This window comes from Pseudomonas thermotolerans DSM 14292 (genome assembly GCF_000364625.1).
Classification (GTDB): domain Bacteria; phylum Pseudomonadota; class Gammaproteobacteria; order Pseudomonadales; family Pseudomonadaceae; genus Aquipseudomonas; species Aquipseudomonas thermotolerans.
Window position 1 is genome coordinate 58071 of the sequence record NZ_KB822600.1, and the last position, 21116, is coordinate 79186.

22 protein-coding genes and 1 other RNA gene are annotated in these 21116 nt (G+C 65.4%); 17 read left to right on the forward strand and 6 right to left on the reverse strand.

What is annotated here, in order from left to right; all coding sequences use genetic code 11:
* Nucleotides 1-44 precede the first annotated feature (44 nt).
* Nucleotides 45-1043 (reverse strand): GlxA family transcriptional regulator, encoded by a 999-nt coding sequence (locus H165_RS0101840; RefSeq protein WP_026146278.1) that lies wholly within the window; start codon nt 1041-1043, stop codon nt 45-47.
* A 150-nt stretch (nt 1044-1193) separates the two neighbouring features.
* On the opposite strand from H165_RS0101840, the gene H165_RS0101845 reads away from it, so the two are divergent.
* Nucleotides 1194-2330: an acyl-CoA dehydrogenase family protein gene (locus H165_RS0101845; RefSeq protein WP_017937197.1), complete on the forward strand. Its 1137-nt coding sequence runs from the start codon at nt 1194-1196 to the stop codon at nt 2328-2330.
* A 93-nt stretch (nt 2331-2423) separates the two neighbouring features.
* On the opposite strand, the gene H165_RS0101850 is transcribed toward H165_RS0101845, so the two are convergent.
* Nucleotides 2424-3461: an NADP(H)-dependent aldo-keto reductase gene (locus H165_RS0101850; RefSeq protein ID WP_017937198.1), complete on the reverse strand. Its 1038-nt coding sequence runs from the start codon at nt 3459-3461 to the stop codon at nt 2424-2426.
* A 248-nt stretch (nt 3462-3709) separates the two neighbouring features.
* On the opposite strand from H165_RS0101850, the gene rplM reads away from it, so the two are divergent.
* The 7 genes from rplM to H165_RS0101885 all read left to right on the forward strand — a co-directional run bounded on the left by rplM (nt 3710) and on the right by H165_RS0101885 (nt 8519).
* Nucleotides 3710-4138 carry a 50S ribosomal protein L13 gene (rplM, locus tag H165_RS0101855; protein ID WP_017937199.1) on the forward strand — a complete coding sequence of 143 codons (429 nt, stop codon included), beginning with the start codon at nt 3710-3712 and terminating at the stop codon, nt 4136-4138.
* A gap of 14 nt (nt 4139-4152) precedes the next feature.
* Nucleotides 4153-4545, forward strand: coding sequence for a 30S ribosomal protein S9 (rpsI, locus tag H165_RS0101860; protein ID WP_017937200.1), 393 nt, complete (start codon nt 4153-4155; stop codon nt 4543-4545).
* Between the two features lie 255 nt (nt 4546-4800).
* Nucleotides 4801-5394: a ubiquinol-cytochrome c reductase iron-sulfur subunit gene (gene petA / locus H165_RS0101865; protein WP_026146279.1), complete on the forward strand. Its 594-nt coding sequence runs from the start codon at nt 4801-4803 to the stop codon at nt 5392-5394.
* Nucleotides 5394-6605, forward strand: coding sequence for a cytochrome b (locus H165_RS0101870; protein ID WP_017937202.1), 1212 nt, complete (start codon nt 5394-5396; stop codon nt 6603-6605). Before petA ends, H165_RS0101870 begins: the two co-directional genes overlap by 1 nt.
* Nucleotides 6605-7384, forward strand: a complete 780-nt coding sequence (locus H165_RS0101875) for a cytochrome c1 (RefSeq protein WP_017937203.1) — start codon at nt 6605-6607, stop codon at nt 7382-7384. The genes H165_RS0101870 and H165_RS0101875 overlap by 1 nt, the downstream gene beginning before the upstream one ends.
* Before the next feature lie 91 nt (nt 7385-7475).
* The gene (locus H165_RS0101880) at nt 7476-8099 is read left to right on the forward strand and encodes a glutathione S-transferase N-terminal domain-containing protein (RefSeq protein WP_017937204.1); all 624 of its coding nucleotides are present in this window, start codon (nt 7476-7478) and stop codon (nt 8097-8099) included.
* Between the two features lie 15 nt (nt 8100-8114).
* On the forward strand, nt 8115-8519 hold the full coding sequence (locus tag H165_RS0101885; protein ID WP_026146280.1) for a ClpXP protease specificity-enhancing factor: 405 nt from the start codon (nt 8115-8117) through the stop codon (nt 8517-8519).
* 60 nt (nt 8520-8579) lie between these two features.
* Here the strand turns inward: H165_RS0101885 and H165_RS0101890 are convergent, their stop codons facing one another.
* The 4 genes from H165_RS0101890 to H165_RS0101905 form a co-directional block, all read right to left on the reverse strand.
* Nucleotides 8580-9113, reverse strand: coding sequence for a BON domain-containing protein (locus H165_RS0101890; protein WP_017937206.1), 534 nt, complete (start codon nt 9111-9113; stop codon nt 8580-8582).
* The gene (locus tag H165_RS0101895) at nt 9110-9703 is read right to left on the reverse strand and encodes a phosphoheptose isomerase (protein ID WP_017937207.1); all 594 of its coding nucleotides are present in this window, start codon (nt 9701-9703) and stop codon (nt 9110-9112) included. Before H165_RS0101895 ends, H165_RS0101890 begins: the two co-directional genes overlap by 4 nt.
* Nucleotides 9704-9827: 124 nt before the next feature.
* Nucleotides 9828-10193, reverse strand: a complete 366-nt coding sequence (locus H165_RS0101900; protein WP_026146281.1) for a YraN family protein — start codon at nt 10191-10193, stop codon at nt 9828-9830.
* Between the two features lie 5 nt (nt 10194-10198).
* Entirely contained in the window at nt 10199-12016 is a 1818-nt protein-coding gene (locus tag H165_RS0101905; RefSeq protein ID WP_017937209.1) for a penicillin-binding protein activator, read from the reverse strand.
* Between the two features lie 104 nt (nt 12017-12120).
* Between H165_RS0101905 and rsmI the strand changes: the two genes are divergently transcribed.
* From rsmI to mraY, 9 genes are all read left to right on the forward strand, one after another.
* Nucleotides 12121-13020, forward strand: a complete 900-nt coding sequence (gene rsmI / locus H165_RS0101910) for a 16S rRNA (cytidine(1402)-2'-O)-methyltransferase (RefSeq protein WP_017937210.1) — start codon at nt 12121-12123, stop codon at nt 13018-13020.
* A gap of 95 nt (nt 13021-13115) precedes the next feature.
* Nucleotides 13116-13467: RNase P RNA component class A (rnpB, locus tag H165_RS18935), an RNA gene on the forward strand.
* Between the two features lie 314 nt (nt 13468-13781).
* Nucleotides 13782-14237 (forward strand): division/cell wall cluster transcriptional repressor MraZ, encoded by a 456-nt coding sequence (mraZ, locus tag H165_RS0101915; RefSeq protein WP_026146283.1) that lies wholly within the window; start codon nt 13782-13784, stop codon nt 14235-14237.
* The gene (gene rsmH / locus H165_RS0101920; protein WP_017937212.1) at nt 14234-15181 is read left to right on the forward strand and encodes a 16S rRNA (cytosine(1402)-N(4))-methyltransferase RsmH; all 948 of its coding nucleotides are present in this window, start codon (nt 14234-14236) and stop codon (nt 15179-15181) included. The genes mraZ and rsmH overlap by 4 nt, the downstream gene beginning before the upstream one ends.
* Nucleotides 15178-15471: a cell division protein FtsL gene (gene ftsL, locus H165_RS0101925; RefSeq protein ID WP_017937213.1), complete on the forward strand. Its 294-nt coding sequence runs from the start codon at nt 15178-15180 to the stop codon at nt 15469-15471. The genes rsmH and ftsL overlap by 4 nt, the downstream gene beginning before the upstream one ends.
* Nucleotides 15468-17201: a peptidoglycan D,D-transpeptidase FtsI family protein gene (locus H165_RS0101930; RefSeq protein ID WP_017937214.1), complete on the forward strand. Its 1734-nt coding sequence runs from the start codon at nt 15468-15470 to the stop codon at nt 17199-17201. Before ftsL ends, H165_RS0101930 begins: the two co-directional genes overlap by 4 nt.
* Nucleotides 17201-18664 carry a UDP-N-acetylmuramoyl-L-alanyl-D-glutamate--2,6-diaminopimelate ligase gene (locus tag H165_RS0101935; RefSeq protein ID WP_017937215.1) on the forward strand — a complete coding sequence of 488 codons (1464 nt, stop codon included), beginning with the start codon at nt 17201-17203 and terminating at the stop codon, nt 18662-18664. Before H165_RS0101930 ends, H165_RS0101935 begins: the two co-directional genes overlap by 1 nt.
* Nucleotides 18657-20027 (forward strand): UDP-N-acetylmuramoyl-tripeptide--D-alanyl-D-alanine ligase, encoded by a 1371-nt coding sequence (locus tag H165_RS0101940; protein ID WP_017937216.1) that lies wholly within the window; start codon nt 18657-18659, stop codon nt 20025-20027. Before H165_RS0101935 ends, H165_RS0101940 begins: the two co-directional genes overlap by 8 nt.
* Complete coding sequence (gene mraY, locus H165_RS0101945) at nt 20028-21110, forward strand: phospho-N-acetylmuramoyl-pentapeptide-transferase (protein ID WP_017937217.1); 1083 nt, start codon at nt 20028-20030, stop codon at nt 21108-21110.
* The last annotated feature ends 6 nt before the right edge of the window (nt 21111-21116 follow it).

The following is a 21116-nucleotide window of genomic DNA, read 5'->3' on the forward strand; positions in this document are numbered from 1 at the left end:
AGGTCGCGGGGCGGGGTGGCTTGACCCCATCTTAGGGACGGCGCTCACTCCCCCTTGTGCTGGAACTGACGGCGGTACTGGTTGGGCGACAGCCCGCAGTGCTGGCGGAACAGTCGGGCGAAGAAGCTGGCGTCGTCGTAGCCCACCTCGTAGCTGATGGTCTTGATGCTTTTGCGGGTGGTACTGAGCAGGCCCTTGGCGGTCTCGATGCGCAGGCGCTGCAGGTAGTGCAGGGGCTTGTCGCCGGTGGCGGCCTGGAAGCGGCGCATGAAGTTGCGGATGCTCATGCCGTGCTCGCGGGCCACGTCCTCGAAGCGGAACTTGTCGGCATAGTGCTCCTCCAGCCATTCCTGAATCTGCAGGATGGCCAGATCCTGGTGCAGCTTCTGGCCGCCGAAGCCGATGCGTCCCGGGGTGTAGGTGCGGCGGATCTCGTAGAAGATGTCGCGCGCCACCGCCTGGGCCACGTTGGCGCCGCAGAACTGTTCGATCAGGTGGATGTACAGGTCGCAGGCCGAGGCGCTGCCGCTGGCGCAGTAGAGATTGTCGGCATCCGAGAGGTGCTTCTCCTGGTTGAGTAGCACTCTGGGGAAGCGCTCGGCGAACTCGCGGTGGAAGCGCCAGTAGGTCGCCGCCTCCTTGCCGTCCAGCAGGCCGGCCTGGGCCATCCAGAACACCCCCATGGCCTCGCCGCAGATCACGCTGCCGGCGGCGTGCTGCTGGCGCAGCCAGTCGAGCACCTGGGGGTGGCGCTGGCAGAGCGCCTGAAAGTCGCCCCAGAAGGGCGGCAGGATGATGATTTCGGCGTCTTCCAGGGCGCCGTCCACCGGCACTAGTACCTCGCTGAAGCTGCGCACCGGCTGACCGTCCGGGCTGACCAGGCGGGTAGTGAAGGAGGGCTTGAGGCCGAGGCCCTGGTGGCGGCCATGGCGTAGGCCGGCCATGTGGAAGAAGTCCTTGGCCTGCATCAGGGTGGAGGCGAAGACTCCCTCGATGGCCAGAATGCAGACACGCTGCAAGGGTTTCGTGGGCGGGAAGGGCATGGTCTGGACGCTGCTGTTGTTCTTGTAGGGGAAAGCGGTCAGCTCATGGCTGGATCGTCTTATTTTTTGGCGCTTGTGTCCAGTTCGGGACAGCCCCGACCTCCTTACAGTCGAAGCCTCGTCCATATCGGTGTGTGCAGGTAGCCAACAATGATTCCAAGAACGCTATTCAGCTCCGACCACGAACTCTTCCGCGACAGCGTCCGCAAGTTCCTCGAGCAGGAGGCCGTGCCCTTCCATGAGCAGTGGGAGGAACGCGGCTACGTCGACCGCGAGCTCTGGAGTAAGGCTGGTGCTGCCGGGATGCTCTGCTCGCACCTGCCGGAGGAATACGGCGGGATGGGCGCGGACTTCCTGTACAGTGCCATCGTCATCGAGGAGATCAGCCGCCGCGGGCTGTCCGGCATCGGCTTCTCACTGCACTCCGACATTGTCGCGCCCTACATCCTGCATTACGGCAGCGAGGCGCTGAAGCGCAAGTACCTGCCGAAACTGGCCTCCGGCGAGATGATCAGCGCCATTGCCATGACCGAGCCGGGCGCCGGCTCCGACCTGCAGGGGGTGAAGACCACCGCCGTGCTGGACGGCGACGAGTACGTGATCAACGGCTCCAAGACCTTTATCACCAACGGCTACCTGGCCGATCTGGTGATCGTGGTTGCCAAGACCGATCCCAAGGCCGGCGCCAAGGGCATCAGCCTGTTCCTGGTGGAGGCCGGCACCCCGGGCTTCGACAAGGGCAAGCGGCTGAAGAAGGTCGGCATGAAGGCCCAGGACACTTCCGAACTGTTCTTCCAGAACGTCCGAGTGCCTAGGGAAAACCTGCTCGGCCAGGCCGGGCAGGGGTTCGTCTACCTGATGCAGGAGCTGCCCCAGGAGCGTCTGACCGTCGCCGTCGCCGGTCTGGCCGCCGCCGAGGCCGCGCTGCACTGGACCCTCGACTACACCCGCGAGCGCCAGGCTTTCGGCCGCGCCATCGCGGACTTCCAGACCACCCGTCACAAGCTGGCCGAGCTGGCCACCCAGGTGCAGGTCGGCCGGGTGTTCGTCGACCGCTGCCTGGAGTTGCACCTGCAGGGCCAGCTCGACGTGGCCACCGCGGCGATGCTCAAGTACTGGAGCACCGACCTGCAGTGCCAGGTGATAGACGAATGCGTGCAGCTGCACGGCGGCTACGGCTACATGTGGGAATACCCGATCGCCCGCGCCTGGGCGGATGCTCGGGTGCAGCGCATCTATGCCGGCACCAACGAGATCATGAAGGAAATCATCTCCAGATCCCTGTAAGGGCAGGGCGCTGGGGCTGTGCCCAAGCGGAGAAGGGAGCTGCCGCTGGCCGGACCGGCCGGCGGCAGTTTCTTTGCGGGGTGGCGTCGCTGCTCAGGGCGCCGGGTTGGGCTGCTCGCGGTGGATCGCCTCGATGCCCTCCAGCACCTCCGCGGAGAGCTCGAGGTCCAGGCTTGCCAGGTTGCTGTCCAGCTGTTCCAGGCTGGTCGCGCCGATGATGTTGCTGGTCACGAACGGCTGGGCGGTGACGAAGGCCAGGGCCATCTGCGCCGGATCCAGGCCGTGCTCGCGGGCCAGCGCCACGTAGCGCGAGCAGGCCGCCTGGGACTGCGGGTTGGTGTAGCGGGTGAAGCGGCTGAACAGGGTGATCCGCGCGTTGGCCGGGCGGGCGCCGTTCTCGTACTTGCCGGAGAGCATGCCGAAGGCCATCGGCGAGTAGGCCAGCAGGCCGCATTGCTCGCGGATGGCGATTTCCGCCAGGCCTACCTCGAAGGTGCGGTTGAGCAGGTTGTAGGGGTTCTGGATGGACACCGGGCGCGGCAGGCCGAGCTGTTCGGACAGCTCCAGGAACTTCATGGTGCCCCAGGGCGTCTCGTTGGACAGGCCGATGTGACGGATCTTGCCGGCCTTCACCTGCTCGCTGAGCACCTCCAGGGTTTCCGCCAGCGGGGTGAAGCTCTCCTCCTTGTGGCGATAGCCAAGCTGGCCAAAGAAGTTGGTGCTGCGCTCCGGCCAGTGCAGCTGGTAGAGGTCGATCCAGTCGGTCTGCAGACGCTTCAGGCTGGCATCCAGGGCGGCGACGATGTTGCGCCGGTCGTGCCTGAGCTGGCCGTCGCGGATATGGCTGATGCCGTTGCCCGGGCCGGCCACCTTGCTGGCGAGGATCCAGTCGGCGCGGTTGCCGCGGGTCCTGAAGTACTCGCCGATGATTTGCTCGGTGCGCCCGTAGGTCTCGGCGCGCGGTGGCACCGGGTACATCTCGGCGGTGTCGAGGAAGTTGATGCCGGCGGCGCGGGCTCGGTCGAGCTGCGCGAAGGCCTCGTCCTGGGTGTTCTGCTGGCCCCAGGTCATGCTGCCCAGGCACAGGGCGCTGACCTTGAGGTCGGTGCGGCCCAGTTGACGGTATTCCATGGCTGGCTCCTGTACTTCTTGCGCGAGGGAAGCGCCCATGAAAGCAGGTTGAATTTTTCCGCGCAATCGGCATAATTCCGCAGCCATTTTCGACGGGGGATGCCTAGCCCGTCGAGCTCAGGCCCTGCGAGCGTGAAGACCCGAGCCCCGATGATCGCGCGTGGTGGCCGCACTTGGCTTGTAAAAGCCTGCACCTTTCAGTAAGATCCGCCGTCTTATTTTCAGGGCGGCCCCTGAGGCTATAAAGAATGAAAACTTTTACTGCTAAACCGGAAACCGTTAAGCGCGACTGGTACGTCGTCGACGCCGCTGGCCAGACTCTGGGTCGTCTGGCTACCGAAATCGCCGCCCGTCTGCGTGGCAAGCACAAGCCTGAATACACCCCGCACGTCGATACCGGCGACTACATCGTCGTGATCAACGCAGAGCAAGTTCGTGTGACCGGCTCCAAGGCCACCGACAAGAAGTACTACTCGCACTCCGGCTTCCCGGGTGGCATCAAGGAGATCAACTTCGAAAAGCTGATCGCCAAGGCGCCCGAGCGTGTGATCGAAACCGCGGTCAAGGGCATGCTGCCGAAGAACCCGCTGGGTCGTGACATGTATCGCAAGCTGAAGGTGTACAAGGGTGCCGAGCATCCGCATACCGCTCAGCAGCCCCAAGAACTGAAGATTTGACGGAATAGTTCATTATGTCGGCGACTCAAAATTACGGCACTGGCCGTCGCAAGACCGCTACCGCTCGCGTTTTCCTGCGTCCGGGTACTGGCAACATCTCCATCAACAACCGTAGCCTGGATAACTTCTTCGGTCGCGAAACCGCCCGCATGGTGGTTCGTCAGCCCCTCGAGCTGACCGAGACCGCCGAGAAGTTCGACATCTACGTCACCGTCAGTGGTGGTGGTGTCAGTGGCCAGGCCGGCGCCATCCGTCACGGCATCACCCGTGCCCTGATGAGCTACGACGAAGGCCTGCGCAGCGCGCTGCGCAAAGCTGGCTACGTCACCCGCGATGCTCGCGAGGTGGAGCGCAAGAAGGTCGGTCTGCGCAAGGCGCGCAAGCGTCCGCAGTACTCCAAGCGCTAATTCGCTTTCGCATACGAAGCGCCCGGTTTCCAGTTGGAAACCGGGCGTTTTTTTTTGGCTGCCCTTAGTTGCGTTGCGACAAGTTGCCGCATGCTGGAAGGCCGCATCTGGCAAGGGCTTCAGCGTTTTTGTGTCTAATAGTTACCTTGTCAGAAATGGGGCTTTTCTTTACCATTTGCCAAATTTTTTTGCGGCTCGAATTTATTTAGTAGATGCCTGAAACAACAGGCCACAAAGCTGATGGGAGACGACTGAATGAGCAATGACGGCGTGAATGCAGGCCGGCGTCGCTTCCTTGTGGCAGCCACTTCGGTAGTGGGTGCTGCGGGGGCGGTGGGTGCTGCGGTCCCGTTCGTGGGGTCATGGTTCCCGAGCGCCAAGGCCAAGGCCGCAGGTGCACCGGTGAAAGTGAATGTCAGCAAGATCGAGGCGGGTCAGCAGATTGTCGCTGAATGGCGTGGTCAGCCGGTATTCATCGTCCGCCGTACCGAGGAAATCCTCCGTAACCTGGAGAAGGTTGCTGGCCAGGTGGCCGACCCCGAGTCCAAGTCTTCGGTGCAGCCTGCGTACGTGGATCCCAAAACCCGCTCGATCAAGCCCGAGCTGCTGGTCCTGGTAGGCCTGTGCACCCACCTGGGCTGCTCGCCTTCCTTCCGTCCGGAGGTGGCTCCGGCCGACCTCGGCCCGGACTGGGTCGGCGGCTATTTCTGCCCCTGCCACGGTTCTCGCTACGATCTCGCCGGCCGCGTCTACAAGGCGCAGCCCGCCCCCTTGAACCTGCCGGTGCCGCCGCACTCCTACGAGTCGGATGATGTCATCGTCATCGGTGTGGACCAGGAGAACGCCTGATGAGCAAATTCATGGAATGGATCGATGCGCGCTTCCCGGCCACCAAGATGTGGGAAGACCATCTCTCCAAATACTACGCGCCGAAGAATTTCAACTTCCTGTACTTCTTCGGTTCCCTGGCCCTGCTGGTGCTGGTCAACCAGATCCTCACCGGCATCTGGCTGACCATGAGCTTCACCCCGAGCGCTGAAGAGGCCTTCGCGTCCGTCGAATACATCATGCGTGACGTGGAGTACGGCTGGATCATCCGCTACCTGCACTCCACCGGCGCTTCGGCGTTCTTCATCGTCGTCTACCTGCACATGTTCCGCGGCCTGCTCTACGGCTCCTACCAGAAGCCGCGCGAGCTGGTGTGGATCTTCGGCATGCTGATCTACCTGTGCCTGATGGCCGAGGCCTTCATGGGTTACCTGCTACCCTGGGGTCAGATGTCTTACTGGGGGGCCCAGGTGATCATCTCGCTGTTCGGCGCCATCCCGGTGATCGGTGAGGACCTCACCCAGTGGATCCGTGGTGACTACCTGATCTCCGGCATCACCCTGAACCGCTTCTTCGCCCTGCACGTGATCGCCCTGCCGATCGTCCTGCTCGGCCTGGTGGTCCTGCACATCCTCGCGCTGCACGAAGTGGGCTCCAACAACCCTGATGGCGTGGACATCAAGAAGAAGAAGGACGAGAACGGTAAGCCGCTGGACGGCATCGCCTTCCATCCGTACTACACCGTCAAGGACATCGTTGGCGTGGTGGTGTTCCTGTTCGTGTTCTGCGCCGTGGTGTTCTTCTTCCCGGAAATGGGCGGTTACTTCCTCGAGAAGCCGAACTTCGAGCAGGCCAACCCGTTCAAGACCCCCGAGCACATCGCCCCGGTGTGGTACTTCACCCCGTTCTACGCGATCCTGCGTGCGGTGCCTGACAAGTTGATGGGCGTCATCGCCATGGGTGCGGCCATCGCCATCCTGTTCGTGCTGCCGTGGCTGGATCGCAGCCCGGTGCGCTCGATGCGCTACAAGGGCTGGCTGAGCAAGATCGCTCTGCTGGTGTTCTGCATCGCCTTCCTGATCCTCGGCGTGCTGGGCGTGCTGTCGCCGACTCCGGGTCGTACGCTGCTGTCGCAGGTATGTACCGTCCTGTACTTCGCGTACTTCATCCTGATGCCGTTCTACACCAGGATGGAAAAAACCAAACCGGTTCCGGAAAGGGTGACAGGCTGATGAAAAAGCAAATTGCTGCACTGGTTTTCGCGCTGCTGCCGGCCTTTTCCTTCGGCGCCGCGACTGGCTATCCGCTCGACAAGGTGGATATCGATCTGACCGACAAGGCGGCGCTGCAGGATGGCGCGCGTACCTTCGCCAACTACTGCATGGGCTGCCACTCGGCCAAGTTCCAGCGCTATGAGCGCGTGGCCAACGACCTGGGCATTCCGGAAGAGATCATGATGGAGAATCTGGTCTTCACCGGCGCCAAGATCGGCGACCACATGAGCATCGGCATGAAGCCGGAAGACGCCAAGGTCTGGTTCGGCGCCGCGCCGCCGGATCTGACCCTGGTGGCCCGCGTGCGTGGCACCGACTGGCTGTACACCTACCTGCGGACCTTCTACGAAGACCCGAACCGCCCGCTGGGTGCTAACAACAAGGTCTTCCCGAACGTCGGCATGCCCAACGTGCTGGTCGGCCTGCAGGGTCGCCAATATATCGGCTGCAAGCAGGTCCAGGTGGTCGAGGATGGCAAGAAGCAGTTCGACCCGCTGACCGGGGCGCCCATCACCCACGAGGCCTGCGACCAGCTGGTCGTTGAGCCCAACACCGGCAGCCTGTCCGAGGCCGAGTTCGACGAGAAGGTCAAGAACCTGGTGACCTTCCTGGCCTACTCCGCCAACCCGGTCAAGCTGGAAAGCCAGCGCATCGGTACCTACGTGCTGCTCTACCTGGCCTTCCTCTTCGTGTTCGCCTACCTGCTCAAGCGCGAGTACTGGAAGGACGTTCACTAAGGCCGTTGTTCCGCTGTACGACGCACGCGCCCATTTCGGGCGCGTGCGTTTTTCTGCTTTTTGATACCTGCATTACGCGAGGAGGACCTTCATGGCGGCTACCAGCAAGTTGGCCTGCTACTCCGACCCCGCCGACCATTATTCGCACCGCGTGCGTATCGTGCTTGCCGAGAAGGGCGTCACTGCCGAGGTCATCTACGTCGAGCCCGGCAAGTTCCCGGCCAAGCTGGCCGAGGTGAACCCCTACACCAGTCTGCCGACGCTGATCGATCGTGATCTGGCCCTGTACGAATCCACCGTGGTGATGGAATATCTCGACGAGCGCTATCCTCACCCGCCGCTGCTGCCGGTCTATCCGGTGGCGCGCGCCAACAGCCGCCTGCTGATCCATCGCATTCAGCGCGACTGGTGCCGCCTGGTGGACTTGGTGCTCGATCCGCGCAGCAAGGAAGACGAACGGAGCCAGGCTCGCAAGGAGTTGCGCGAAAGCCTGATCGGGGTTTCTCCGCTGTTCGGCGAGAAGCCCTTTTTCCTCAGCGACGAGCTGAGCCTGGTGGATTGCTGCCTGCTGCCGATTCTCTGGCGTCTGCCGGTCCTCGGCATCGAGCTGCCGCGTCAGGCCAAGCCGCTGCTCGATTACATGGAACGCCTGTTCGCCCGTCCCGGCTTCCAGGCCAGTCTGTCCGCCGCCGAGCGTGAAATGCGCCAGCGCTAAGGAGATGCTGCGATGATGACCTCCAGTCGGCCCTACCTGATTCGCGCGCTGTACGAGTGGATCGTCGACAACAATTGCACGCCGTACATCCTGGTCAACGCCGAGCACGCGCAGGTCAAGGTGCCCCAGGGCTTCGCCCGTGACGGGCAGATCGTGCTGAACATCTCGCCCAGCGCGGTACGCGGCCTGCAGATGGACAACGAGGCGCTGAGCTTCGAGGGGCGTTTCGGTGGCGTGGCTCATCATCTGTACATTCCCGCGGCCGCCGTGCTGGCCATCTATGCGCGGGAGAACGGTCAGGGCATGGTTTTCGACCTGGAGCCGCCGGTATTCGACGAGGACGGCCCGGACGACGACGGCCCTTCCGGCGGCGAGCCGCCGCGCCCTAGCGGACGGCCGAGCCTCAAGGTGGTCAAGTAGCCGACAGGCAGGAAAAACGAAAAGGGCGCCGATCGGCGCCCTTTTCGTCATGCGCTGGGATCAGTTGGTGTACTGGAACAGCCTGACGATCTTCTGCACGCCGGAAACGCTCTGCGCGGCGTTAGTGGCTGCATTGGCTTCTTGCCGGGAGACCACGCCCAGCAGGTAGACGATACCGTTCTCGGTGATGACCTTGATGCGGGTGCTCGGCACGTTGGCGTCGGCGAGCATCTGCGCCTTGACCTTGGTGGTGATCAGCGAGTCGTTGCTGCGAGCCAACGCCGAAGTGGGCGGCAGCACCTGCAGTTCGTTGTAGACCTTCTTCACCCCGCGAACCGTGCGGGCGGCCTGTTCGGCCAGTCCCTTGAGCTCTTCGCGCGGGGTCTGCCCGGCCAGCAGAACCACCCCGTTGTAGCTGGTGATGACAATGTGCGAGGTGGGGCTGGTGAGGTCTGCGTGAGCCTTGTAGATGGCGGAGCGCACATCCGGAGCGATGAACTGGTCATCGATCTTGTTGCCGATGCTGCGGTTGCCGCATCCGCCAAGCAGCAGGCTGAGCGCGAGGGCGACGAGGATCGGTAGGCTGCGGGTCATTCTTCACTCCCAAACAGTTGACTGTCGATGAGGTCGCACAGGCAATGGATCACCAGCAGGTGGACTTCCTGGATGCGTGCGGTAACCCTGGACGGCACGCGGATCTCCACGTCCTCCGGCAGTAGTAGGGAGGCCATGCCGCCGCCATCGCGACCGGTGAGGGCGACCACGGTCATCTCGCGGTCGTGTGCGGCCTGGATGGCCTGGATCACGTTGGCGGAGTTGCCGCTGGTGGAGATTGCCAGCAGTACGTCGCCTGGCTGGCCGAGTGCGCGGATCTGCTTGGAGAACACCTCGTTGTAGCTGTAGTCGTTGGCAATCGAGGTGATGGTCGAGCTGTCGGTGGTCAGGGCGATGGCCGGCAGGCTCGGGCGTTCGCGCTCGAAGCGGTTGAGCAGCTCGGAGGAAAAGTGCTGCGAGTCGCCGGCCGAGCCGCCGTTGCCGCAGGAAAGAATCTTGCCTTCGTTGAGCAGGGCATTGACCATCGCCAGGCTTGCCTGCTCGATGAACGGGGCGAGCACCTCCATGGCTTGCTGCTTGGTGTCGATGCTGGCCTGGAAGTGCCGGCGGATTCGGGATTGCATGTCCATGGCGGTTGACCTTCAGTATGTCGGCTGCGGAGATGGCTGGGCCTGGCGCGGATGATGCCGGAGCTGCCGGAAAGGGTGGGATTGGTATTTTCTATCGGGGTGGCCGGGGCGATTGGGCATGGGCTCAGGCGTCAAAGGCATTCTTGATCCACTCGGGGCGGCCTGCCGTACCATTGGTCGCCCCCAGGGCTATGACATCGAAGCGGCAGGGATGTTTGCCCCAGCGTTTCTCCTGCTGGAGAAAGTTCTCGGCCGCCAGGGCCAGGCGTGCCCGCTTGCGCGCATCCACGCTCTCCAGTGCGCCGCCCCAGGCGGCGTGCCGCCGGTAGCGAACTTCCACGAATACTACTGTATCGCCGTCGAGCATGACCAGATCGAGCTCGCCGCCGCGGCATGACCAGTTCTGCGCCAGCAGGCGCAGGCCCCGGTCTTCGAGAAAGCGGCGGGCTTGCTCTTCCGCCTGGCGCCCGCGCTGCTGGTTGTCGCTCACCTGGCTCAAAGGGTGCTGTCGGGCAGGGGCTGGACCTGGCCGTTGCGGAACTCCGCCCAGGGCAGCTGGCGCTCGATGCGCTGTGCCGGGTTCAGGCTCAGGCTGCCGGTGAGGCCTTCCACCTGGCTGCCGGGCAGAGCCTTCAGCTGGCTCAGGCGCGGGGCCAGGCGGTAGGCGTCGATGCCCATGGCGAACAGCCGGCCGAGGCTGCCGGCGGCCTGCGGCCACTGCTGGGTGACCTGCTGCTGCAGGGCGTCGTTGGCGTGCAGCAGCCAGGGCGTTTCGCAGAAGCGGATGCCTTCCAGGTCGAGGTTCTGGGTCTGGTTGTTGCCGCCGCTGTACAGGTGTGAGGTGGCGTAGACCGGTACGTCGCCGGCGTACTGGAAGGCGAGGGTCGGCTTGATCTGCTGGGCCTGCTGCGGGGTGGCCGCGAGGAAGATGAAGTCGATGTCCTGGCGGCGCGCCGGCTGGGCGGCCAGCTGGGTGCCCAGGGTGTTCTGCAGGCGCTTGGCGCGCGCCTCGCTCTGGCGCAGCTGGAACAGGTCGGCGATCTGCTGGGCCATCTGCACCGGCTGGTCGATGTGGGCGGCGGCGATCAGGGTTCCGCCGGCGGCTTCCCAGCTCTGCCGGAAGGCAGCCAGCACGCGGTCGCCCCAGTCACCTCGGGGCACCAGGGCCACGGCGCGGCGCATGCCGTCGGCCCAGGCGCGGCGCGCCGCCTCGCGGGCCTCGTCCTCGGCGGCCAGACCGAACTGGAACAGCTGGGCCGGGCCTTCCTGGCCGGCGTCGGTGTAGTTGAGGGCCAGGGTGGTGATCGGCAGTTGCTCGCGGTTGCCGAGCTGGCGGACCAGCGGCTTTTCCAGGGGGCCGACTACCAGCTGCACGCCGTCGGCCTGAGCCTGGCGGTAGAACTCGTCCAGCGAGCTCAGTCGCGCACTGTCGTACAGCTGGATGCTCGGCAGGTTTGGCTGGCCGGCCTGCTGGGCCTGATAGTGGGCGGCGAGGAAGCCGTCGCGCAAGGCGCGGGAGACCGAGGCCAGCTGGCCGTCCTGGGGCAGCAGCAGGGCGATCTTGGCTAGCGGCTGATCGCTCATGGCGAGGATCTGGCGCAGGGCTTCCGGCAGTTGCTCGGCCGCCGGGTGCTGGGGATTCTGCTGCTGCCAGGTCTCGATGGCAGCCTTCTGCTGCTGCAGGGTGCCGGCACCGTTCAGCGCGCGGGCCAGGGTCAGCCAGGCGGCGAAGTCGCTGCCGTCGTCGCCGGCCTGCAGTTGGTCGCGAGGTAGGCTGGAGACCAGGCTCCAGATGGCTTCCTGGTTGTCCGCTGCGGCCTCGCCGCTGAGCAGCGGGGCGATGAAGGCACGCTCGCGGGCGGCGGCCAGTTTCTGGCCGTCGGCCTGCAGGGCGCGGGCGCGCACCACGTGGGTGCGCACCTGCTGGTCGACGGGCAGCTCGGCCAGGCGTTCCAGGCTCGGGTGGGCGAGGGCCTTGAGGGCGCTCTTCGGTCGCTGGCGGGCCAGGGCCAGTTCGGCGGACAGGGTGCTGGCGAAGATCTGCTGGGCCGGCTTCAGGCCTTCCAGCGGCACCTGGTTGAGGATCTGCGCGGCGCGGCCGTGGTCGCCCTGGGCGAGCGCCAGGTCGGCGGCGGAAAGACGCAGCAGGGCGGCCTGCTCGGGGTTGCTGTCGGCGGCCTGCTGGAGCAGCTGCTCGATGCTCGCCTGGGGCGTACGCGGCAGTTCGCCCAGGGTGGAGCTCGGCGAGCTGGTGCAGGCGGCGAGGAAGCCGAAGATGCAGAGAAGTGAAAGCTGGCGCAGGCAAGCGGTCATGTAGGCCTTCCTGATGCTGGAACGAAAGACCGCGATTGTACCCAAGCCCCGGGCGGGGTGCGATCTCGTGCGTCCGAAAGCGGATGGCGGGCGATGAGGCTACAATGCGCGATTCCTGCGACGCCGAGGTATCTGCTGTGACTCTATCCGAAGCACCGAATTCCCAGGCTGGCACCCTCTACGTGGTAGCTACGCCGATCGGCAATCTCGACGACATCGGGGTGCGGGCGCTCCGGGTGTTGCGTGAGGTGGCGCTGATCGCCGCCGAGGATACCCGTCATTCCCAGCGCCTGCTCCAGCACTTCGGCATCCAGACCCCGCTGGCGGCCTGTCACGAGCACAACGAGCGAGACGAGAGCGGGCGCTTCCTAGCCCGCCTGCAGGCTGGCGAGGACGTGGCGCTGATCTCCGACGCCGGCACTCCGCTGGTTTCCGATCCCGGCTTCCACCTGGTGCGCCAGGCGCGTGCGGCTGGCATCCGCGTGGTGCCGGTGCCCGGGCCCTGCGCGCTGATAGCTGCGCTGTCGGCGGCCGGACTGCCCTCGGACCGGTTCATCTTCGAGGGCTTCCTGCCGGCCAGGGCGGCGGGGCGCCGGGCGCGCCTGGAGCTGCTCAAGGAGGAGTCGCGCACGCTGATCTTCTACGAGGCGCCGCACCGCATCCTGGAGTGCCTGGAAGACATGCAGGCGGTGTTTGGCGGCGGTCGCCAGGCGGTGCTGGCCCGCGAGCTGACCAAGACCTTCGAGACCCTGAAGGGCGCCCCGCTCGCTGAGCTGTGTGCCTGGGTGGCTGCCGACAACAATCAGCAGCGCGGCGAATGCGTGGTGCTGGTGGCCGGCTGGCAGGCCCCGGAGGGCGAGGAGGCGCTGAGTGCCGAGGCCTTGCGCGTGCTGGATCTGCTGCTCGCCGAACTGCCGCTGAAGCGGGCGACGGCGCTGGCCGCGGAAATCACCGGGGTGCGCAAGAACCTGCTCTATCAGGTGGCCCTCGAGCGCAAGAGCTAGATTGAGCGGAGTGCCCGGGGTAGAGCGGTTTCTTGTCCCGGAGCCGGCATGTTGTGCTTGCCGCTGGCGTCATCCCCCGGTACCCTTGGCGGCGGAGAGTCGATCGGACAGTCGCTGCCTTCCTTATACGGAAGGGGGAGGAAAGTCCGGGCTCCACAGGGCGGAGTGCCAGGTAACGCCTGGGAGGCGCGAGCCTACGGAAAGTGCCACAGAAAACAACCGCCTAAGCGCTTCGGCGCCGGCAAGGGTGAAAAGGTGCGGTAAGAGCGCACCGCACGGCTGGTAACAGTCCGTGGCTAGGTAAACCCCACTCGGAGCAAGACCAAATAGGGTTCCATTGGCGTGGCCCGCGCTGGAACCGGGTAGGTTGCTAGAGGCGTCCAGTGATGGCCGTCGTAGAGGAATGACTGTCCTCGACAGAACCCGGCTTATAGATCGACTCTCCTTTCTTTGTCCCTCCTTTATCCCTCCGGTTTTCTTTCTTGCGGTTCTAATACCGAAAAAATCTTACTCCTCAGAAGTTACTTTAAGTTCGAGATTTAAGGTCTCGAACTGATTTGTCTTTGTTCTCTCCCCGCCTGACTGCCGTTCGTCAATTCCTCCCGAAAGTTCGCTAAATCTCGGTCCCATAAGGATTTTTTCGCCAAGACGCGCCTTGACGCTGGGCTTGGCCCATTTCTATAGTGTGCGCAAGTGGCATGAAGTGGCACAGAGTGGGTCAAAAGGGCATGGAAAGCTAACCAAGGTGGGGAAACGCAGCCGTGTTTCGCGGAGCTAACGCCATATCGCTTGACGCAAAGGGTCGACTCGCGATGCCAAGCCGGTATCGGGACGAGATCGTTGCGCGTTCGGGTGGCCAGCTCGTCGTCACCATCGATGCCGTCGACCCCTGTCTGTGCGTGTACCCCCTGCCCGAATGGGAGCTGATCGAAGCCAAGCTGCGCGAGCTGCCATCCCTGCGCGAAGAAGTCCGCCGCCTGCAACGTCTGCTGATCGGCAATGCCGTCGATCTGGAGCTGGATAGCAGCGGCCGTTTCCTCGTGCCGCCGCGCCTGCGTGAATACGCCAAGCTGGACAAGCGGGCGATGCTGGTCGGCCAGCTCAACAAGTTTCAACTGTGGGACGAGGATGCCTGGAACGCCCTTACCGAGGCCGACCTGGCTGCCATTAAAGAACCCGGCGGACTGCCGGATGAACTGCGTGATCTGATCCTGTGAGTGCGACCAGCCAATACCGCCATGTCACCGTGCTGCTCGAGGAGGCCGTCGAGGCCCTCGCCGTGCGTGCGGACGGCTGCTACCTGGACGGCACCTTCGGCAGAGGGGGGCACAGTCGCCTCATCTTGGAGAGGCTCGGCCCGGACGGGCGGCTGATAGGTTTCGACAAGGATCCTCTCGCAATCACCACGGGACAGGAGCTGGCGGCCGAAGACGGCCGCTTTGTCGTTGTACAGCGCAGCTTTGCGGAACTTGCCGAGGAAGTCGCGGTCCGCGGCCTGACCGGCCGGGTGGCAGGCGTCCTTCTCGACCTGGGGGTGTCTTCGCCGCAGCTGGACGATGCCGAGCGCGGCTTCAGCTTCCTCAACGACGGCCCTCTGGATATGCGCATGAACCCGAATGTCGGGGTGAGCGCTGCCGAATGGCTGGCCACGGCGTCCGAGGAGGAGATCGCTCGGGTGTTCAAGGACTACGGCGAGGAGCGCTTTGCCAAGCGCATGGCCAGAGCCGTGGTGCAGCGTCGCGCCGAGCGGCCGTTCGAGCGTACCGCCGATCTGGCCGAAGTGCTCAAGCAGGCCAACCCCGCCTGGGAGAAGAACAAGCACCCGGCCACTCGTGCCTTCCAAGGTCTGCGCATCCACATCAACAACGAACTGGGCGACCTCGAGCGCGGTCTCGATGCGGCGTTGGAGGTGCTGGCGGTGGGCGGCCGGCTGGTGGTGATCAGCTTCCACTCGCTGGAGGACCGCATCGTCAAGCAGTTCATGCGCCGTCATGCCAAGGGCGAGGCGGACAACCTGCCGCGCCACCTGCCGGTGCAGGCCAAGGCTTTCGAGCCGCGCTTAAAGCTCTTGGGCAAGCCCCAGTACGCCTCTGAGGAAGAGGTCAGGGCCAATCCCCGGGCGCGCAGCGCGGTGATGCGCGTGGCGGAGAAGCTGCGATGAGCCGCGCGGTCGCCAAATCGATGCCGGCCGGCAGTCTGGTGCTGCTGGCGCTGTTCATCGCCGTGCTGCTGTCGGCGCTCGCGGTGTCCTACTGCGCGCACTGGAACCGCCAACTGCTCAATGCCCTGTACGCCGAGCTCAGCGTGCGCGACAAGGCACAGGCGGAGTGGGGGCGGCTGGTCCTCGAGCAGAGCACCTGGACCGCCCATAGCCGCATCGAGAGCCTGGCCACCGGCCAGCTGAAGATGCGTATTCCGGAACCCGGCGAAGTGCGGATGGTGGCGCCATGATCGGGCTAGAAGGTGCACGCTACCCCTGGCGTTTCCGCCTGGTGCTGGCCTTGCTCGCCCTGATGGTCGGCGCCATCGCCTGGCGCATCCTTGACCTGCAGGTGATCGACCGTGCCTTCCTCAAGGAGCAGGGCGACGCGCGCAGCGTGCGTCACGTGCCGATTCCCGCCCACCGCGGGCTGATCACCGACCGCAACGGCGAACCGCTGGCGGTGAGCACCCCGGTTACCACACTGTGGGCTAACGGCAAGGAGCTGCAGGGGGCCCGCGAGCGCTGGGCCGAGCTGGCCGGTGCCCTGGGCCAGGATGCCAAGAGTTTCGCCCAGCGCCTGGAGCAGAACGCCAATCGCGAATTCATGTACCTGGTGCGCGGCCTGACCCCGGAGCGCGGTCAGGCGATCCTCGACCTGAAGATCCCTGGCGTGTACGGCATCGAGGAGTTCCGCCGCTTCTATCCGGCTGGTGAGGTCACCGCCCAACTGGTTGGCTTCACCGATGTGGACGATCGCGGCCGCGAAGGCATCGAGCTGGCCTTCGATAACTGGTTGGCCGGGGTGCCCGGCAAGCGCCGCGTCCTCAAGGACCGCCGCGGCCGGCTGATCAAGGACGTCCAGGTGGTGGAGAACGCCAAGCCCGGCAAGACCCTGGCGCTGTCCGTCGACCTGCGCCTGCAGTACCTGGCCAACCGCGAACTGCGCAACGCCCTTGTGGAGAACGGCGCCAAGGCTGGCAGCCTGGTGATCCTCGACGTGAAGACCGGCGAGGTGCTGGCCATGGCCAACCAGCCCAGCTACAACCCGAACAACCGGCGCAGCATGCAGCCGGCGATGATGCGCAACCGGGCGATGATCGACGTCTTCGAGCCCGGTTCTACGGTCAAGCCGCTGTCCATGGTCGCCGCCCTGCAGAGCGGGCGCTGGAAGCCCTCCGACAAGGTAGAGGTCTATCCCGGACGTCTGCAGATTGGCCGCTATACCATCAAGGACGTGTCCACCGGCGGCGGCCCGGTGCTGGATCTGACCGGTATCCTGATCAACTCCAGTAACGTCGGCATGAGCAAGATCGCCTTCGACATCGGCGGTGAGGCGATCTACAACGTTCTCCAGCAGCTCGGCCTGGGCCAGGACACCGGCCTCGGTTTCCCCGGCGAACGGGTCGGCAACCTGCCCAATCACCGCAAGTGGCCGAAGGCCGAGACCGCTACCCTGTCCTACGGCTACGGCGTGTCGGTGACCGCCCTGCAGCTGGTGCATGCCTACTCGGTGCTGGCCAACAACGGCCGCATGGTGCCGCTGTCCCTGGTACGCGTGGACCGCGAGCCGGTGGCCACCCAGGTGGTTCCCGAGGACGTCGCCAAGACCCTGCAGGGCATGCTGCAGCAAGTCATCGAGGCGCCGCGCGGTGCTTACCGCGCCAAGGTTCCGGGGTACCATGTGGCTGGTAAGAGCGGCACCGCGCGCAAGGCGTCGGTGGGCACCAAGGGCTATACGGCGAACGCCTACCGTTCGCTGTTCGCCGGCTTCGGGCCGATGAGCAACCCGCGTTTCGCCGTCGTCGTGGTGATCGACGAGCCGAGCAACGGCTACTTCGGTGGCCTGGTCTCGGCGCCGGTATTCAGCAAGGTGATGTCCGGCACGCTGCGTCTGATGAACATTCCGCCGGACAACCTGCCGAGCGAAGAGCCTCAGCAGACCGTCGCCACCAGCACCGTAGCCGGAGGGCGCCTCTGATGCCCATGCCACTCAACCAGCTCCTGCCCCAGGCCCAAGGCGCCGTGCTGATCCGCGAGCTCAGCCTAGACAGCCGCAAGGTGCGCCCGGGCGACCTGTTCCTCGCCGTCCCCGGTGCACGCCAGGACGGGCGCGTCCACATTGGCGACGCCATCGCCCGGGGCGCCGCAGCAGTGGCCTACGAGGCCGAGGGCGCGCCGGCCATCGAGGCTGGGGGCGCCGAACTGGTCGCGGTGAAGGGTTTGGCTGGCCAGCTGTCAGCCATCGCCGGGCGCTTCTATGGTGAGCCGAGCCGCGGCTTGCGCCTGGTCGGGGTGACCGGCACCAACGGTAAGACCAGCGTCAGTCAGTTGCTTGCCCAGGCCCTCGACCGGCTTGGCGAGCGCTGCGGGATCATCGGCACCCTGGGCAGCGGGTTCCATGGCGCCCTCGAGCAGGGCCTCCACACCACGCCGGATCCGCTCGGCGTGCAGGCCACCCTGGCCAGCCTGAAGAAGGCCGGTGCCCGGGCGGTGGCCATGGAAGTCTCCTCCCACGGCCTCGACCAGGGGCGGGTGGCGGCGCTTGCCTTTCATAGCGCGGTGTTCACCAACCTGTCGCGCGACCACCTCGACTACCACGGCTCCATGGAAGCCTATGCGGCGGCCAAGGCCAAACTGTTCGACTGGCCGGGGCTGCGCTGCCGGGTGATCAACCTGGACGACGAGTTCGGCCGCCAACTGGCCGGCCAGGACCGGGAGTCGTGGCTGATCAGCTACAGCCTGGACGATCCCGAGGCCAGCCTTCACTGCAGGGACATCCGCTTCGATGACGAGGGGGTGCGTGCCCAACTGATCACTCCGCACGGCGAAGGCAGCCTGCGCAGCCCGCTGCTCGGCCGCTTCAACCTGAGCAACCTGCTGGCGGTGGTCGGCGTGCTGCTCGGCTTCGACTACCCGCTGGGCGAGATCCTCAAGGTGCTGCCCGGACTGCAGGGGCCAGTGGGGCGCATGCAGCGCTTCGGCGGCGGCAGTCAGCCGCTGGTGGTGGTCGACTACGCGCACACCCCGGATGCCCTGGAAAAGGTCCTGACCGCGCTGCGTCCGCACGTGCGTGGTCGCCTGCTGTGCCTGTTCGGCTGCGGTGGCGACCGCGACCGCGGCAAGCGCCCGCTGATGGCCGAGGTGGTCGAGCGTCTCGCCGACGGCGTGTGGGTCACCGACGACAACCCGCGCAGCGAGGACCCGTTGCAGATCTTCGCCGACATTCGCGCCGGTTTCGTCGCGCCGGAGAAGGTCGAGTTCGTGCCCGGGCGCGGCCTGGCCATCGCCCAGTTGATCGCCTCGGCAAGTGCCGAGGACGTGGTGGTGCTGGCTGGCAAGGGGCACGAGGATTACCAGGAGATCGACGGCGTACGCCTGCCGTTCTCCGATCTGGACGAAACCCGCAAGGCCCTGGCGGCCTGGGAGGCGGCACATGCTTAAGTCCTGGCTGCTTTCCGAGCTTGCCCAGTCGCTGAACGGCCGGCTGTACGGTGCCGACGTGGCCTTTGCCGCGGTCAGCACCGACAGCCGCAAGCTTGAACCCGGTCAGTTGTTCATCGCCCTGACCGGCCCGCGCTTCGACGGCCATGCCTACCTGGCGGAGGTCGCCGGCAAGGGCGCGGTGGCCGCGCTGGTGGAGCGCCTCGTGCCCGGCGTTGAGTTGCCGCAACTGGTGGTGGCCGACACCCGCCAGGCTCTGGGCCGACTGGGTGCCTTGAACCGCGACGCCTACCAGGGCCCGCTTGCCGCGGTGACAGGCTCCAGCGGCAAGACCACCGTCAAGGAAATGCTCGCCAGCATCCTCAGGGCCGGCTTCGCCGGGCCGGTGTTGGCCACTCGCGGCAACCTCAACAACGATCTGGGGGTGCCGCTGACCCTGCTGGAGCTGGCGCCGGAACACGTCGGAGCGGTGATCGAGCTGGGTGCCAACCACCTCGGCGAGATCGCCTATACGGTGTCCCTGACCCGTCCGCAGGTGGCGATCATCAACAACGCCGGCACCGCCCATTTGGGCGAGTTTGGCGGGCCGGAAAAGATCGTCGAGGCCAAGGGCGAGATCCTCGAGGGCCTGCCGGCCGATGGCGTGGCGGTGCTGAACCGTGACGACAAGGCCTTCGCCGCCTGGCAACGGCGCGCCGCCGGACGGCAGGTGCTGAGCTTCGCTCTGCACGACGCCCGGGCCGACTTCCGCGCCGGCGACCTGGTCCGCGACGCCCGCGGCTGCCAGGGCTTCACCCTGCACGGCCCGTGCGGTGAGGCGCGCATCCAGCTCAACCTGCTGGGCATCCATAACGTGGCCAACGCACTGGCTGCGTCCGCGGCCGCCCATGCCTTGGGCGTGTCGCTGGCCGGCATCGTCCAGGGGCTGGAGGCTGTGCAGCCGGTCGCCGGTCGCGCCGTGGCGCAGCTGGCCAGCAACGGCGTGCGGGTGATCGACGACAGTTACAACGCCAACCCCACTTCAGTCTGTGCCGCCATTGATATACTCGCCGGCTTCTCCGGGCGCACCATCCTGGTGCTGGGCGACATCGGCGAACTGGGTGATTGGGCCGAGGAGGGCCACCGCGAGGTCGGTGCCTACGCCGCCGGCAAGGTCGACTGTCTGTATGCGGTTGGGCCGCTCTCGGTCCATGCCGTTCAAGCTTTTGGTGACACCGGTCGTCATTTCCCGGATCAAGCCAGCCTGATCGAAGCACTTCGCCAAGAGCAGGGCGACACCACCATTCTGATCAAGGGATCGCGCAGCGCGGCGATGGACAAGGTCGTCGCGGCGCTCTGTGGTTCCGCCGAGGAGACACATTAAATGCTTCTGCTGTTGGCCGAGTATCTGCAACAGTTCTACAAGGGCTTCGCGGTCTTCCAGTATCTGACCCTGCGCGGGATTCTCAGCGTGCTGACCGCCCTGGTGCTGGCTCTGTGGCTCGGCCCCTGGATGATCCGTACCCTGCAGACCCGGCAGATCGGCCAGGCGGTGCGCGACGACGGCCCGCAATCGCACCTCTCCAAGAAGGGCACGCCGACCATGGGCGGCGCGCTGATCCTCACCTCCATCGCCATCAGCACCCTGCTGTGGGCCGACCTGGCCAACCGCTACGTCTGGGTGGTGCTAGCTGTGACACTGGCGTTCGGCGCCATCGGCTGGGTCGACGACTACCGCAAGGTGATCGAGAAGAACTCGCGCGGCCTGCCGAGCCGCTGGAAGTACTTCTGGCAGTCGGTATTCGGCCTGTGCGCGGCGCTCTTCCTCTACATGACCGCGCAGAGTCCGGTGGAAACCACCCTGATCGTGCCGCTGCTGAAGGACGTGACCCTGCCGCTGGGCGTCGGCTTCGTGGTGCTGACCTACTTCGTGATCGTCGGTTCGAGCAACGCGGTGAACCTCACCGACGGCCTCGACGGTCTGGCGATCATGCCCACGGTGCTGGTCGGTGGGGCGCTGGGCATCTTCTGCTACCTGTCCGGTCACGCCGCCTTCGCCGAATACCTGCTGATTCCCTCGGTGCCGGGGGCCGGCGAGCTGATCGTGTTCTGTGCCGCGATGGTTGGCGCCGGGCTCGGCTTCCTGTGGTTCAACACCTATCCGGCCCAGGTGTTCATGGGCGACGTCGGGGCCCTGGCCCTGGGGGCCGCGCTGGGCACCATCGCGGTGATCGTCCGCCAGGAGATCGTCCTGGCGATCATGGGTGGCGTGTTCGTCATGGAAACCCTGTCGGTGGTCATCCAGGTGGCTTCCTTCAAGCTCACCGGCAAGCGAGTGTTCCGCATGGCGCCGATTCACCACCACTTTGAACTGAAGGGCTGGCCCGAGCCGCGCGTCATCGTGCGCTTCTGGATCATCACCGTGATCCTGGTGCTGATCGGCCTGGCCACACTGAAACTGAGGTAACCGAGA